Raw genomic sequence first — 874 nt, forward strand, 5'->3', positions numbered from 1 at the left:
TGTGAAGGGCTTAGGTTGTTGCGCCCTTATTTTGCCCCCAAGCGCTGACTTGGGGTTAGATTTGCTTTGTTTTACCTGATCAGACATAGGTTTTGGCTATTATTCCCACACGAATTAAGACTTACCCTTCCTATTATCGTCCGAGCCAGCGAGAGCTTGCGCAGCCACCTGCCCACGCGCGTGACGCGGGGGTCGTCGGCCATCTTGAACACCGGGCCCGTCTTCTCGTTGAGGTCCCTCAGCCCCTCGAGCCTCTCCTCGGCGTCGGCGCACATGCTGCGGAACTTGTACATGGTGAACTCTCGTCCGCCCTTGGTCACGCGGGCCTGCCTGAAGATCACGGGGCCGGACGGGTCGTCGAGCTTGATGGCGACCGCAACGACCGCGAACAGCCAGCAGAAGGCGACCAGCATGAACAGGCTGAACGCCACGTCGAAGGCGCGCTTGACAGCGCGGTAGGCGACGCGGCCCTCGGCGCCGGGCAGAGCCGGATCTCCGAAGCCCGCGTCCCGCCCCGCCTCCCGGGGAGCGCCCGCGCCGGGCATGCCCGCGCAGGCCTCCTCGGCCTGGTCACCCAACGTCGCGTTCCCGCCGTACAGGCCCATGGGCTAGGCGCCCTCCGCCCGCAGCTCGAGGACGGCGGGAGGGAAGGAGGCTCGCTGGGTCAATTGACCCAGCGGGAGGTCATGCGGGCAGAAGGCGCAGGGTGCGCCCGTAGTCGCATGCTGTACCGCGAAGGGGACAGAGGCGCGCCCGCAGGCACGTGCCACCTGTACCGCTTCCTCAGCTGTCAGATCTTCTGTCGCCATCTCTCCTCGCAACTACCCTCAACCCCACGGGGACCTCCTTCGCCCTGCCGCAGATGGTCACCTCG

1 protein-coding gene is annotated in these 874 nt (G+C 65.7%); it reads right to left on the bottom strand.

Annotated features, from left to right (window positions below; all coding sequences use genetic code 11):
* Positions 1–71: 71 nt before the first annotated feature.
* Entirely contained in the window at positions 72–605 is a 534-nt protein-coding gene (locus G7Y50_RS12130) for a sugar transferase (protein ID WP_241156653.1), read from the bottom strand.
* Positions 606–874: the final 269 nt, after the last annotated feature.

The organism is Adlercreutzia sp. ZJ176, from assembly GCF_011038975.1.
In the GTDB taxonomy this organism is placed as follows: domain Bacteria; phylum Actinomycetota; class Coriobacteriia; order Coriobacteriales; family Eggerthellaceae; genus CAAEEV01.

What these genes read in the sequence shown, in the direction of transcription:
- G7Y50_RS12130 (WP_241156653.1), bottom strand. Translation starts at nt 605, where the DNA reads ATGGGCCTGTACGGCGGGAACGCGACGTTGGGTGACCAGGCCGAGGAG.